The following is a 12,210-nucleotide window of genomic DNA, read 5'->3' on the forward strand; positions in this document are numbered from 1 at the left end:
GCGTCCTCCGCCCATGATTTCCCGTTACAACTTTTCGCGTACGGAGCATTGACCAGAACTTGTCGTGGACACGACTATTTCCTCATCCGTGAGAAATCGTTTTCCGCATCACGGAATCCGGGGAGGTCTGTGTGTTTGTCCAGCAACTCGAGCCCGTAGCCGATTCGCTCGCCCTGTCCGCTCTGGTCGCGACGCTTCCCCTGGTCACCGTGCTGGTGCTGCTCGGGGCGGTCCGGATGCGGGCACACCGCGCCGGACTCATCGGCCTCGTCGTCGCGGTCGCCGTCAGCTCGCTCGCGTACGGCATGCCTCTCGGGCAGACCTTCTCCGCAGGCGCCCAGGGCGTGCTTTTCGGCCTCTTCCCCATCATGTGGATCGTCGTCAACGCCCTCTGGGTGTACCGGATGACCGTGCGCACCCAGCACTTCGACATCCTCCGCCGCTCCTTCGGCCGGCTCTCGGACGACCCTCGCATCCAGGCGCTGGTCATCGCCTTCTGCTTCGGCGCGCTCCTCGAAGCCCTCGCCGGATTCGGTGCGCCCGTCGCGATCTCCTCCGTGATGTTGGTGGCGCTCGGCTTCGACCCGGTGAAGGCGGCCGTCGTCTCGCTCGTGGCCAACACCGCACCGGTCGCATTCGGCGCCATGGGCACCCCGGTGGTGACGCTCGCCCAGATCACCGGGCTGCCACTGGACGACGTGGCCTCCGTCGTGGGTCGCCAGACCCCGCTGCTGGCCCTCCTCGTACCCCTGATCCTGGTCTTCCTGGTGGATGGAAGGCGCGGGCTGCGCGAGACCTGGCTGCCCGCACTCGTCTGCGGAATCGCCTTCGCCGGTGCCCAGTTCGCCGCCTCCAACTACGTCTCCGCCCAACTCACGGACATCGCTGCCGCGCTCGTGGGCGCGGCAGCGCTGATGGCCGTCCCCGGGGCACGCAGGCCGGCCGAGGAACCGGTGCGTGCAGCAGTCCTGACAGGCGTACGGAGCGCGGACCTCGATCACGAGGACCCGCACCGCGAAGTGCTGCGCGCCTACGTCCCGTACGCCCTCATCGTCGCCGTCTTCTCCGTCGCCCAGATCCCGCCGGTGAAGGAGCTGCTGGCCGAGGCGACCCGGGTCTTCGACTGGCCCTTTCTCGACGTCGCGAACCCGGCGGGCAAGCCGGTCGGCGCCAACCTCTTCACGCTCCCGGTCATCGCCACGGGCGGCACCCTCGTCCTGCTGGCCGGCCTGGTCGCCGCCGTCGCACTCGGTGTACGACCCCGGGACGCGGCGCGCGAGTGGGCGGGCACGGTGTACGAACTGCGGTACGCGATCCTCACCGTGACCTCCGTACTGGCACTCGCGTACGTCATGAACCTCTCCGGGCAGGCTGCCACGATCGGCCAGTTCGTGGCCGCGGCGGGCGCCGGGCTGGCCTTTCTCTCGCCGGTGCTCGGCTGGTTCGGCGTCGCGGTCTCCGGCTCCGACACCTCCGCGAACGCACTCTTCGGCGCACTCCAGGTCTCGGCGGCACGCGAATCGGGTCTCTCGCCGGAGCTGCTCGCCGCGGCGAACAGCTCCGGCGGGGTGCTCGGCAAGATGATCTCCCCGCAGAACCTGACGATCGCGTGTGCGGCGGTCGGTCTGGCCGGGCGCGAGGGGGACCTGCTGCGCAAGGTGCTGCCGTGGAGCCTGGGACTGCTGCTGGTGATGTGTCTGATCGTGCTGGCGCAGAGCACGACGGTGCTGGGCTGGATGCTGCCTTGAGCACAAGACCGGACCCGCCCGCCGATTGACGACCGAGCAGTGACCGGCCGCCCCCGGTCACCGTGGACCCAGCCGGGCAACCGCGCACAGCCGCGCCGCTGCGCCACTGCTCAGCCACAAGACCCCACGGCCTGCCCGGACGGCCGCCGGGTAGTTTGGGCGGTCCGCAGAAACCTCAGGAGGACCGGCCCGTGGCTGCTGATCTGTCGCAGATCGTCAAGGCGTACGACGTGCGCGGAGTCGTGCCCGACCAGTGGGACGAATCGCTGGCCGAGCAGTTCGGTGCGGCGTTCGTCGAGGTGACGGACGCCGAAGCGATCGTGATCGGCCACGACATGCGGCCTTCGTCGCCCGGCCTCTCCGCGGCTTTCGCACGCGGCGCGGCGGCGCGCGGTGCGGACGTCACCCTCATCGGTCTCTGCTCGACCGACCAGTTGTACTTCGCCTCCGGCAGCCTCGGCCTGCCCGGTGCGATGTTCACGGCCTCGCACAACCCGGCGCAGTACAACGGCATCAAGCTGTGCCGGGCCGGCGCCGCGCCGGTCGGCCAGGACACCGGGCTCTCCGAGATCCGCGCCCTGATCGAGAAGTGGGCCGAGCAGGGCGTACCGCAGCCGGTCGCCACCCCCGGCACCGTCACCGAGCGCGACACCCTCACCGGCTACGCGGTTCACCTGCGGTCCCTGGTCGACCTGACGGCCATCCGACCGCTGAAGGTCGTGGTCGATGCGGGCAACGGCATGGGCGGCCACACCGTCCCCACCGTCCTAGAAGGGCTCCCGCTCGACGTCGTCCCCATGTACTTCGAGCTCGACGGCACGTTCCCCAACCACGAGGCCAACCCCCTCGACCCGAAGAACCTCGTCGACCTCCAGGCCCGAGTCCTGGCCGAGGGCGCCGACCTGGGCCTCGCCTTCGACGGCGACGCGGACCGCTGCTTCGTCGTCGACGAACGCGGCGCGGGCGTCTCCCCGTCCGCCATCACCGCCCTGGTCGCGGCCCGCGAACTCACCCGCAACGGCGGCAAGGGCACCGTCATCCACAACCTGATCACGTCCTGGTCGGTCCCCGAGGTCGTCCGCGAACACGGCGGCACCCCGGTCCGTACCCGCGTCGGCCACTCCTTCATCAAGGCGGAGATGGCCGCACACGGCGCGATCTTCGGCGGCGAACACTCCGCGCACTACTACTTCCGCGACTTCTGGAACGCCGATACGGGCATGCTCGCCGCCCTCCACGTCCTGGCCGCCCTCGGCGGCCAGCCGGGCGCGCTGTCGGGACTGGTCGCACAGTACGACCGCTACACCGGCTCCGGCGAGATCAACTCCACGGTCGAGGACCAGCCGGGCCGCACAGCGGCGGTGCGCGCCGCTTTCGAGACCCGCGACCACATCACGCTCGACGAACTGGACGGCCTGACGGTCACGGCACCGGCCTGGTGGTTCAACCTCCGCGCCTCCAACACGGAACCGCTGCTGCGCCTGAACGTGGAGGCACGCGACGAAGAGACGATGGCGGCGGTACGCGACGAAGTCCTGACCATGGTCCGAAGCCAGGCGGCATCGAACGACTCCGATGTGTGAGGCCACCTGAGAGAGCGCCCGACGGGCCCCTCGCGGCGCGCCGGGCACCCCCGGGCACCCGGCGTTCGAGGGCATCCTTCCAGCCCGTCCGGCGCTCGAGGACCGGGGTTCCGGGGCCGAGCCCCGGTTCCGGGAAGGGGCGGGTGGGGGAACAGCCCGCCGCAGGCGCCCCCACCCGCACCCGCAGGGCGACCGCCCCACCTCCGGTCGAGCCGCGCCCCCGCCACCCCGGCGGTAGGCTGACGTCGCCCGATCCGCGCGAACCCGAACCCCCTGTTCGAATGCTTGAAGGGACTCACCCCATGCCGCTCGAAGCCGGCCTCCTGGAGATCCTCGCCTGCCCGGCCTGTCACTCCCCGCTCGACGACCGGTCGGCAGCCGACAGCCCCGAGCTGGTCTGCACCGGCACGGACTGCGGCTTGGCCTACCCGGTACGGGACGGCATCCCCGTACTCCTGGTCGACGAGGCCCGCCGCCCCGCGTAGCGCGAGGCACGGGAGCGCCGCCGCCCACCGGGCCGGGCGCCCCCACCCCCGTACAACCGCAGCCCCGCAGCCCGCACGGTGATCAGCACGTGATCGGAGGCCCGTCCCCATGCTCGACGAGTCGTTGCTCGACGCCCCGGAAGCCCTGGCCCGAGCCGACCGCCGCGGTCTGCTCCGCGGCGCCGCCGAGGCCGGGGCGCGCGTCCGTACCGCCGCCCGGCACGCGGCGGAGGCCGGGATCACCGAGCTGGCCCCGGAGGGCCGCCCACGGGCGGTCCTGGTCGCAGGCTCCGGCACCGCCGCATCCGGCGTCGCCGATCTGATCGGCGCGCTGGCGGGAGCCTCCGCACCCGTCACCCGTATCCACCCCACAGGCGTCGCACCTGCCGCGGGCGCCATGCGCTGGACGCTCCCCGGCTGGGCCGGCTCCGTCGACCTGCTGCTGATCGTCACGGCAGACGGCTCCGAACCGGGCCTCGCCCTGCTCGCCGAACAGGCCTACCGGCGCGGCTGCACGGTCGTCGCCGTCGCCCCCCGGCAGTCCCCACTGCGTGAAGCGGTCGACGGGGCGCACGGCCTCGTCGTACCGATGGCGTCCGCCCCGCACGGCGAGTACGACGCCGAGACGTCGGCCGCCGGACCAGGCACGCTCTGGGCCCTGTTCACGCCACTCCTCGCACTGCTCGACCGGGTCGGCCTGATCACCGCACCCGCCGAGACGCTCCAGAGCGTCGCCGACCGCCTGGACCGCACCGCGGAACGCTGCGGCCCGGCCATCGCCACGTACAGCAACCCGGCCAAGACGCTCGCCGCCGAGCTCGCCGGCAGCCTGCCGCTCGTGTGGACGGAAGGCGATGCCGCGGGGCCGGTCGGGCGCCGGTTCGCCGCTGTCCTCGCCGAGCTGTCGGGCCGCCCGGCCCTCGCCGCCGAACTCCCCGAGGCCCTCCCCGCCCATGGGGCGCTGCTGGCGGGCACCTTCGCCGCCGGCGCCGACCCCGACGACTTCTTCCGCGACCGGGTCGACGAGGCGGAGGCCCTGCACGCCCGGGTCGTCCTGCTCCGGGACCGGCCCGCCGGCGGTCTGAGCGCCGCCCCCGCCGCCCGCGAACTTGCCCTCGGCCACGACACGGCGGTCAGTGAACTCGAACCGGACGAGGGCAGCGAACTCGAAGCCCTCGCCGAGCTCCTCGCGGTCACCGACTTCGCCGCCGTCTACCTGGCACTGGCCTCGGCAGCCCACGCCTGACCGCACCGCACACCCGTACCGGGCAAAACCACCGCACCGAGCACAGCCCCACTGCATCGCACGACCACCGCACGACCACCGCACCGCACGATCCGCGCATCTCACGAGGACGAACTCTCCATGGACCGGCTCTCCAACACCGTGCGCCCTTACGCCTGGGGCTCCACCACCGCCATTCCCGAGCTGCTCGGCGTCGCCCCCACCGGCGAGCCCCAAGCCGAAATGTGGATGGGCGCCCACCCCGGAGCCCCTTCCCGCCTCACCCGCATAACCGGCGCCTCGGAAACCCCCACCGAGCAGCCCCTCACCGACGTCATCGCCGCCGACCCGGAGCGCGAGCTGGGCGCGGCCGCCGTCGGGAAGTTCGGCCCCCGCCTCCCCTTCCTCCTCAAGCTGCTCGCCGCAGGCGCCCCTCTCTCCCTCCAGGTCCACCCCGACCTCGAGCAGGCCAAGAAGGGGTACGAGGACGAGGAGCGCCGGTCCGTCCCGATCGACGCGCCCCACCGCACGTACAAGGACGCCAACCACAAGCCCGAACTGATCTGCGCGCTCACCCCCTTCGAAGGCCTCTGCGGCTTCCGCAGGCCCACCGAGGCGGCGCAGGCGATGGCGGCACTCGGCGTCGACTCCCTCAAGCCGTACGTCGATCTCCTCGGCGCCCACCCCGAAGAGGCGGCCCTGCGCGAGGTGCTCACGGCGATCCTCACCGCGGACCCCGTCGAGATGGCCGAGACGGTGACCGCCGCGGCCGCCGCCGCCGAACGCCTCGGCGGCGCCCACGCCCCGTACGCCCGCATCGCACACCACTTCCCCGGCGACCCGGGCGTCATCGCGGCGATGCTGCTGAACTACGTACAACTCCAGCCCGGTGAGGCCTTGTTCCTCGGCGCCGGCGTCCCGCACGCCTACCTCGGCGGCCTCGGCGTCGAGATCATGGCCAACTCGGACAACGTGCTGCGCTGCGGACTGACGCCCAAGCACATCGACGTCCCCGAACTGCTGCGCATCGTCCGCTTCGAGGCGACCGACCCCGGCATCCTGCGCCCTGAGGCGTCCCCTTCCGGCGAGGAGCTGTACGAGACCCCGGTCGACGAGTTCCGGCTGTCGCGCTACGACCTCTCGCCCGGCGCCGCCCCCGTCGACCTGACCAGGCCCACCCCGCAGATCCTGCTCTGCACCGCGGGCGCACCCCGCGTCGGCACCCTTGATCTCGTCCCCGGCTCCTCGGTCTTCGTACCGTCGGGCGAAACGGTCGAAGCGTCCGGTACCGGGACTCTGTTCCGTGCCACAGTGGTGGCCTGACGTACCGTCCGCATCAGCGGCTGCAACAATGTCCGGCCGTACCGCGGCGCCAGGGCCGCAGCACCGAAGAAGGGACACCAGGCACCCATGAGTGCGTCAGGCGGAACCAAGGCGATCGTGGCGGCACTCGCCGCCAACCTCGCGATCGCAGTGGCCAAATTCGTGGCGTTCCTGTTCAGTGGCTCGTCATCGATGCTCGCGGAGAGCGTCCACTCGGTCGCCGACTCGGGCAACCAGGGGCTGCTGCTGCTCGGCGGCAAGAAGTCCCAGCGCGAAGCCACCCCCCAGCACCCCTTCGGCTACGGCCGCGAGCGGTACATCTACGCCTTCCTCGTCTCCATCGTCCTGTTCTCGGTCGGTGGCATGTTCGCGGTCTACGAGGGCTACGAGAAGATCCTGCACCCGCACGAGCTCGAGGCCTGGTACTGGCCGGTCGGCGTGCTGGTCTTCGCGATCATCGCCGAGGGCTTCTCCTTCCGGACCGCCATCAAGGAGTCCAACGAGAGCCGCGGCGAGCTCACCTGGACCCAGTTCGTCCGCCGGGCCAAGGCCCCCGAGCTCCCGGTCGTCCTCCTGGAGGACCTCGGCGCGCTGGTCGGTCTGGTGCTCGCCCTGTTCGGTGTGGGCCTGACCCTGGCGACCGGCAACGGCGTCTGGGACGGCATCGGCACGCTCTGCATCGGCATCCTGCTGATCGGCATCGCGATCGTCCTCGCCGCAGAGACGAAGTCCCTGCTGCTCGGTGAGGCCGCCGGCACCGACCAGGTCGAAAAGATCAAGGCCGCGGTCGTCGACGGCGAAACCGTCACCCGCATCATCCACATGCGTACGCTCCACCTCGGCCCGGAAGAGCTGCTGGTCGCCGCCAAGATCGCGGTCCAGCACGACGACACCGCCACCGAGGTCGCCAACGCCATCAATGCTGCCGAGTCCCGCATCCGCGAAGCCGTCCCGATCGCCCGGGTCATCTACCTGGAACCGGACATCTTCAACGAGGCGGCCGCCGCCACGGGCACCAACCCGGCCACGGCTCCGGGCGCTCCCGATGTCCCTGACGCCGCCCCGACACAACCCGACCACTGATCCACCCGTACCTCGCCCCGGCCCCCTCCGGATCACTTCCGGCCCCGGGCGGGCTGGGAGCGGTCGGCCCGATCGGTGTAGATTCGATGGCAGTGTCAGACGTCGCTGCTGATGGCGGTCGGCCGCTCCGCGCATGCGGACCGGGCGAGGGAGAGAGGGCCTCCGACGGACTGCGCTGCGAGCGCCCGGGCATTTCTGTGTCCGCCGCCGCAGAGCCAGCCGTACCCACCCTCGACACCCACTACGAGGAGCAGCCCGTTATGACGACGGTCGCCAATCGACAGGACTTCAAGGTCGCCGACCTCTCCCTCGCGGAGTTCGGCCGCAAGGAGATCACGCTCGCCGAGCACGAGATGCCCGGCCTGATGTCGATCCGCAAGGAGTACGCCGCGGCGCAGCCGCTCGCCGGCGCCCGCATCACCGGCTCGCTGCACATGACCGTGCAGACCGCCGTGCTCATCGAGACCCTGGTCGCCCTCGGCGCCGAGGTCCGCTGGGCCTCCTGCAACATCTTCTCCACCCAGGACCACGCCGCCGCGGCCATCGCCGTGGGTCCGAACGGCACCCCGGACGCCCCCGCCGGCGTCCCGGTCTTCGCCTGGAAGGGCGAGACGCTCGAAGAGTACTGGTGGTGCACGGAGCGGGCCCTGACCTGGCCCAACACCCCCACCGGCGGCCCGAACATGATCCTCGACGACGGTGGTGACGCCACCCTCCTCGTCCACAAGGGCGTCGAGTTCGAGAAGGCCGGTGCGGCCCCGGACCCGTCGACCGCGGACAGCGAGGAGTACGGCCACATCCTCACCCTGCTGAACCGCACCCTCGGCGAGTCCCCGCAGAAGTGGACGCAGCTGGCGTCCGAGATCCGCGGCGTCACCGAAGAGACCACGACCGGTGTGCACCGTCTGTACGAGATGCACCGCGACGGCACCCTGCTGTTCCCGGCGATCAACGTCAATGACGCCGTCACCAAGTCCAAGTTCGACAACAAGTACGGCTGCCGCCACTCCCTGATCGACGGCATCAACCGCGCCACCGACGTCCTCATCGGCGGCAAGACCGCCGTCGTCTGCGGTTACGGCGACGTGGGCAAGGGCTGCGCGGAGTCCCTGCGCGGCCAGGGCGCCCGCGTCATCATCACCGAGATCGACCCGATCTGCGCTCTGCAGGCGGCGATGGACGGCTACCAGGTCGCCACGCTCGACGACGTCGTCGCCCAGGCCGACATCTTCGTCACCACGACGGGCAACAAGGACATCATCATGGCCGCCGACATGGCCAAGATGAAGCACCAGGCGATCGTCGGGAATATCGGCCACTTCGACAACGAGATCGACATGGCCGGCCTCGCCAAGATCGAGGGCATCGTCAAGGACGAGGTCAAGCCGCAGGTCCACACCTGGACGTTCCCCGACGGCAAGGTCATCATCGTGCTGTCCGAGGGCCGCCTGCTGAACCTGGGCAACGCCACCGGCCACCCCTCGTTCGTGATGTCCAACTCGTTCGCGGACCAGACCCTGGCCCAGATCGAGCTGTTCACCAAGCCCGAGGAGTACCCGACCGACGTCTACGTGCTGCCCAAGCACCTCGACGAGAAGGTCGCCCGCCTCCACCTTGCCGCGCTCGGCGTGAAGCTCACGACGCTCCGCCCCGAGCAGGCCGCGTACATCGGCGTCGAGGTCGAAGGCCCGTACAAGCCCGACCACTACCGCTACTGATCCGGCAGCGGTCCCGCCCGTCATCGACCGCACAGCTCACCGCCGGCCGGTGACCGGTCGCTGACGGCCGGAACAGCCGCAACCTCAGCAGCAGATACGAGCGCAGGCCCCCGCACCCCCGTGTCGGGGGCCTGCGCCGTACCGCACCCGCACAGCCCGAGGAACCCGAAGGACCCCATGCCACGCGGCCGTTATTCGCTCCACGATCCCCACGACCACACCCCCCTCGGCGAAGAACACTTCCACTGCGCCCCCGGCCCCTCCGGCTGGCGCTACGTCTCCCAGACCATCGCCCCCTCCGGCGACCACCTCGGCTCCGTCGATCTGGCCCTCGACGAACTCGGCCGCCCCATCCGCCTCGAACTGCACGCCTCGAGCTGGCAGATCCGCGGCGCCGCCCTCGAAGGCGTCACCTGGGTCCGCACCGACCCGACCGGCACTCATGCCACCGAAGGCAATGTCCGCGCCCACGGCTTCACCGGCACATCCCCCGCATTTCTCATCGCGACCTCACGCCTGCTGCGCCTCACCCCCGGTTCCCCCGCGACCCGCATCCGTCTCGTCGCCTTCACGGACCCGGTCCTCGCCCCCCGTACCGTCGACCAGTCCTGGGCCCTGGTGAACAGTGAAGCGCACGCCACTGACAACGGCCCTCTGATGGTGGACGAATACCAGGTCAACGCCCTGGACACGGGCGAACAGCACACCGTCCACATCGCCGGCGACGTAGTCCTCTCGGCCCCCGGCATCGAGCTCGAAGACCTGGAAACCCCGCCCTCCCCCCGCTAGGCAGGCGGCGCGAACCCCGTACCCGGCTTCCGGACCCCCGGCTCCTCCGCCCCAGAAACCCCGGGTTCAACAGGAGCCGCAGGGACAGCAGGCACTACGTGGGCAACAGCGGCTCCAGGGGCGACCGAGCTGACCGAGCTGACCGCCCCTGCAGGCCCCACCACTCCCACCGGCGCCGAACCGACGCCCATGCCCCCCTGCCCGAGGGAATCGGCCTGCGCAGCGGCGAACACCCGCCGGGCATCCCGCGCCTGCCGCTCGTTCACCACGCCGGCCAGATACGCCGCGGCCGGCACCCCCGGCGGCACCGGAACGCCCGTACGCTCCGCCAGCTCACCGGCCAGCCGCTCCGCCATCGACAGCCCCACCTCAGCGTCGAGCTGCTGCATCCGCGTCAGGTACTGCCGTATCGCCAGCCACAGCTCGTCCGGCACCGCTGACAGATCCAGCCCGGCGAATCGCCCGACCAGCCACGGCGGCGGAGGCGGCACACTGATCCCGCGCCCGGCCGACACCCGCTCCCGCACGACGAGCGTCCCCGCGAAGACGTCCCCGAGCCGTCGCCCCCGCGCCGACACCAGCGACGCGATGCAGGCGAAGACCCCGAGCGTCATCAGAATCTCGACGACCCCCATCGCCCCGCGCACCAGCGCGTGCCGGAACCGGATCGGCCCTCCGTCGTCCCGCACCACCCGGAGGCCACAAGCGAGCTTCCCCAGCGAACGCCCATGGCTGAGCGTCTCGACCGCGATCGGCCCGCCCACGAGCACCAGCAGAAAGGTCGCGACGGCAATGGCCGCACTCGCCGCCTCGTCCAACGTCACCGTCGCAATGGTCAACCCGATCGACACCAGGATGAACACGATCCAGACCACGACAAGATCTATCGCCAGAGCCAACGCGCGGCTCGGCAGTCTCGCCGGCCGCAGTCCCAGTACGACCGCATCCCCGGTCACAAGCTCACTCATCGCCGCCCACCCTTCGCCGACCTTCCCTGCCCCTCGGGACCTCAGTCTGTCAAGCTGACCCGCAGCGCGCCGCAGTAGTACGGACCCGTACGCACCCATGCCTGGAGCAGCAGCCGACCATGGATCTCGACGTATTCGTGACCGCCCACCGAACCGAGTGGGACCGCCTGGACCATCTCCTGCACCGCGGGCGCCGACTCACCGGCACGGAGGCCGACGAGCTCGTCACCCTCTACCAGCGGACGGCCACGCATCTCTCACTGATCCAGTCCAGCGCCCCGGACCCGATGCTCACCGCACGCCTCACCCAGCTCGTGGCCCGCGCCCGATCCACGGTGACGGGAACCCGCCGGGCCTCCTGGCGCGACGCCACCCGTTTTCTGACAGCCGGCTTCCCGGCCGCGGTCTACCGCTCGAGGCACTGGTGGATACCCACGGCCGTGCTCTCGACTCTCCTGGCCGCACTCATGGGCTGGTGGATCGGCACCCACCCGGAAGTCCAGTCGGCCATCGGCGCCCCGGACGATCTACGTCGACTGACCAACCCCGGTGGGGAGTACGAGACGTATTACTCCAGCCACCCGGCAGCCTCGTTCGCAGCTCAGGTCTGGACGAACAACGCCCAGGCCGCCGCGATGTGCCTGGTGCTGGGGGCGTTCCTGTGCCTCCCGGTCATCTGGATCCTCTTCGTCAACGTCCTCAATCTCGCGGTCGGCATCGGACTGATGTCGTCGGCCGGCCGCCTGGACACCTTCCTCGGCCTGGTCCTCCCGCACGGCCTGCTCGAACTGACCGCAGTATTCGTCGCAGCCGGTACGGGCCTCCGCCTGGGATGGACGGTCATCGACCCCGGCCCGCAGACCCGGCGATCCGCGCTCGCGCAACAGGGCCGGGCCGCGATCGGTATGGCCATAGGCCTGGCCCTGGTTCTGTTCGTCTCCGGCGTCATCGAAGGTTTCGTCACCCCCTCGGGCCTCCCGACCTGGGCCCGTATCGCCATCGGTATAGCGGCCGAGCTGGCCTTCCTCGTGTACGTCTACGTACTGGGCGGCCGAGCGGCCCGAGCCGGCGAAGCGGGAGACGTCGACGCCACCGAGCGGAGCGCTGAGCTCCCCGCCGCCGCCTGATGTGCGTACGACCCCGCTGACCTGCTAGTCTGCTCGTCGCCCCAAGAGACCGTTGACATGGTGGACAGGGGGAGGTAGATTTTAACGGTTGAGTCGGACTGGACAAGTCAAGGCTCAACGGATAGTCTCCATCTCGCTCATCTGGAAATTGAATTCCTGAA

The 12,210-nt window shown here is 70.6% G+C and carries 10 protein-coding genes; 9 read left to right on the forward strand and 1 reads right to left on the reverse strand.

What is annotated here, in order from left to right:
* Positions 1-131: 131 nt before the first annotated feature.
* The 8 genes from OHA03_RS17980 to OHA03_RS18015 all read left to right on the forward strand — a co-directional run bounded on the left by OHA03_RS17980 (position 132) and on the right by OHA03_RS18015 (position 9,954).
* The gene (locus OHA03_RS17980; protein WP_267004851.1) at positions 132-1,748 is read left to right on the forward strand and encodes an L-lactate permease; all 1,617 of its coding nucleotides are present in this window, start codon (positions 132-134) and stop codon (positions 1,746-1,748) included.
* 191 nt (positions 1,749-1,939) lie between these two features.
* Complete coding sequence (locus OHA03_RS17985; RefSeq protein ID WP_267004852.1) at positions 1,940-3,331, forward strand: phosphomannomutase/phosphoglucomutase; 1,392 nt, start codon at positions 1,940-1,942, stop codon at positions 3,329-3,331.
* Positions 3,332-3,633: 302 nt separating this feature from the next.
* Positions 3,634-3,816, forward strand: a complete 183-nt coding sequence (locus tag OHA03_RS17990) for a Trm112 family protein (RefSeq protein WP_030927015.1) — start codon at positions 3,634-3,636, stop codon at positions 3,814-3,816.
* A gap of 109 nt (positions 3,817-3,925) precedes the next feature.
* On the forward strand, positions 3,926-5,062 hold the full coding sequence (locus OHA03_RS17995; RefSeq protein ID WP_267004853.1) for an SIS domain-containing protein: 1,137 nt from the start codon (positions 3,926-3,928) through the stop codon (positions 5,060-5,062).
* A gap of 120 nt (positions 5,063-5,182) precedes the next feature.
* Positions 5,183-6,364, forward strand: coding sequence for a mannose-6-phosphate isomerase, class I (gene manA / locus OHA03_RS18000; RefSeq protein WP_267004854.1), 1,182 nt, complete (start codon positions 5,183-5,185; stop codon positions 6,362-6,364).
* Between the two features lie 87 nt (positions 6,365-6,451).
* Positions 6,452-7,447: a cation diffusion facilitator family transporter gene (locus tag OHA03_RS18005; protein WP_267004855.1), complete on the forward strand. Its 996-nt coding sequence runs from the start codon at positions 6,452-6,454 to the stop codon at positions 7,445-7,447.
* Positions 7,448-7,707: 260 nt separating this feature from the next.
* Positions 7,708-9,165 carry an adenosylhomocysteinase gene (ahcY, locus tag OHA03_RS18010; RefSeq protein ID WP_267008086.1) on the forward strand — a complete coding sequence of 486 codons (1,458 nt, stop codon included), beginning with the start codon at positions 7,708-7,710 and terminating at the stop codon, positions 9,163-9,165.
* A 177-nt stretch (positions 9,166-9,342) separates the two neighbouring features.
* Complete coding sequence (locus OHA03_RS18015) at positions 9,343-9,954, forward strand: hypothetical protein (RefSeq protein ID WP_267004856.1); 612 nt, start codon at positions 9,343-9,345, stop codon at positions 9,952-9,954.
* Here the strand turns inward: OHA03_RS18015 and OHA03_RS18020 are convergent.
* Complete coding sequence (locus OHA03_RS18020) at positions 9,951-10,922, reverse strand: RDD family protein (protein WP_267004857.1); 972 nt, start codon at positions 10,920-10,922, stop codon at positions 9,951-9,953. The genes OHA03_RS18015 and OHA03_RS18020 overlap by 4 nt on opposite strands.
* A gap of 119 nt (positions 10,923-11,041) precedes the next feature.
* Here OHA03_RS18020 and OHA03_RS18025 point away from each other — a divergent pair, with 119 nt between their 5' ends.
* Complete coding sequence (locus OHA03_RS18025) at positions 11,042-12,049, forward strand: stage II sporulation protein M (protein ID WP_267004858.1); 1,008 nt, start codon at positions 11,042-11,044, stop codon at positions 12,047-12,049.
* Positions 12,050-12,210: the final 161 nt, after the last annotated feature.

Source organism: Streptomyces sp. NBC_00154 (genome assembly GCF_026342835.1).
GTDB lineage: Bacteria > Actinomycetota > Actinomycetes > Streptomycetales > Streptomycetaceae > Streptomyces.

What these genes read in the sequence shown, in the direction of transcription:
- OHA03_RS17990 (WP_030927015.1), top strand. Translation starts at nt 3,634, where the DNA reads ATGCCGCTCGAAGCCGGCCTCCTGGAGATCCTCGCCTGCCCGGCCTGT.
- OHA03_RS18015 (WP_267004856.1), top strand. Translation starts at nt 9,343, where the DNA reads ATGCCACGCGGCCGTTATTCGCTCCACGATCCCCACGACCACACCCCC.
- OHA03_RS17995 (WP_267004853.1), top strand. Translation starts at nt 3,926, where the DNA reads ATGCTCGACGAGTCGTTGCTCGACGCCCCGGAAGCCCTGGCCCGAGCC.
- ahcY (WP_267008086.1), top strand. Translation starts at nt 7,708, where the DNA reads ATGACGACGGTCGCCAATCGACAGGACTTCAAGGTCGCCGACCTCTCC.
- OHA03_RS18005 (WP_267004855.1), top strand. Translation starts at nt 6,452, where the DNA reads ATGAGTGCGTCAGGCGGAACCAAGGCGATCGTGGCGGCACTCGCCGCC.
- OHA03_RS18020 (WP_267004857.1), bottom strand. Translation starts at nt 10,922, where the DNA reads ATGAGTGAGCTTGTGACCGGGGATGCGGTCGTACTGGGACTGCGGCCG.
- OHA03_RS18025 (WP_267004858.1), top strand. Translation starts at nt 11,042, where the DNA reads ATGGATCTCGACGTATTCGTGACCGCCCACCGAACCGAGTGGGACCGC.
- manA (WP_267004854.1), top strand. Translation starts at nt 5,183, where the DNA reads ATGGACCGGCTCTCCAACACCGTGCGCCCTTACGCCTGGGGCTCCACC.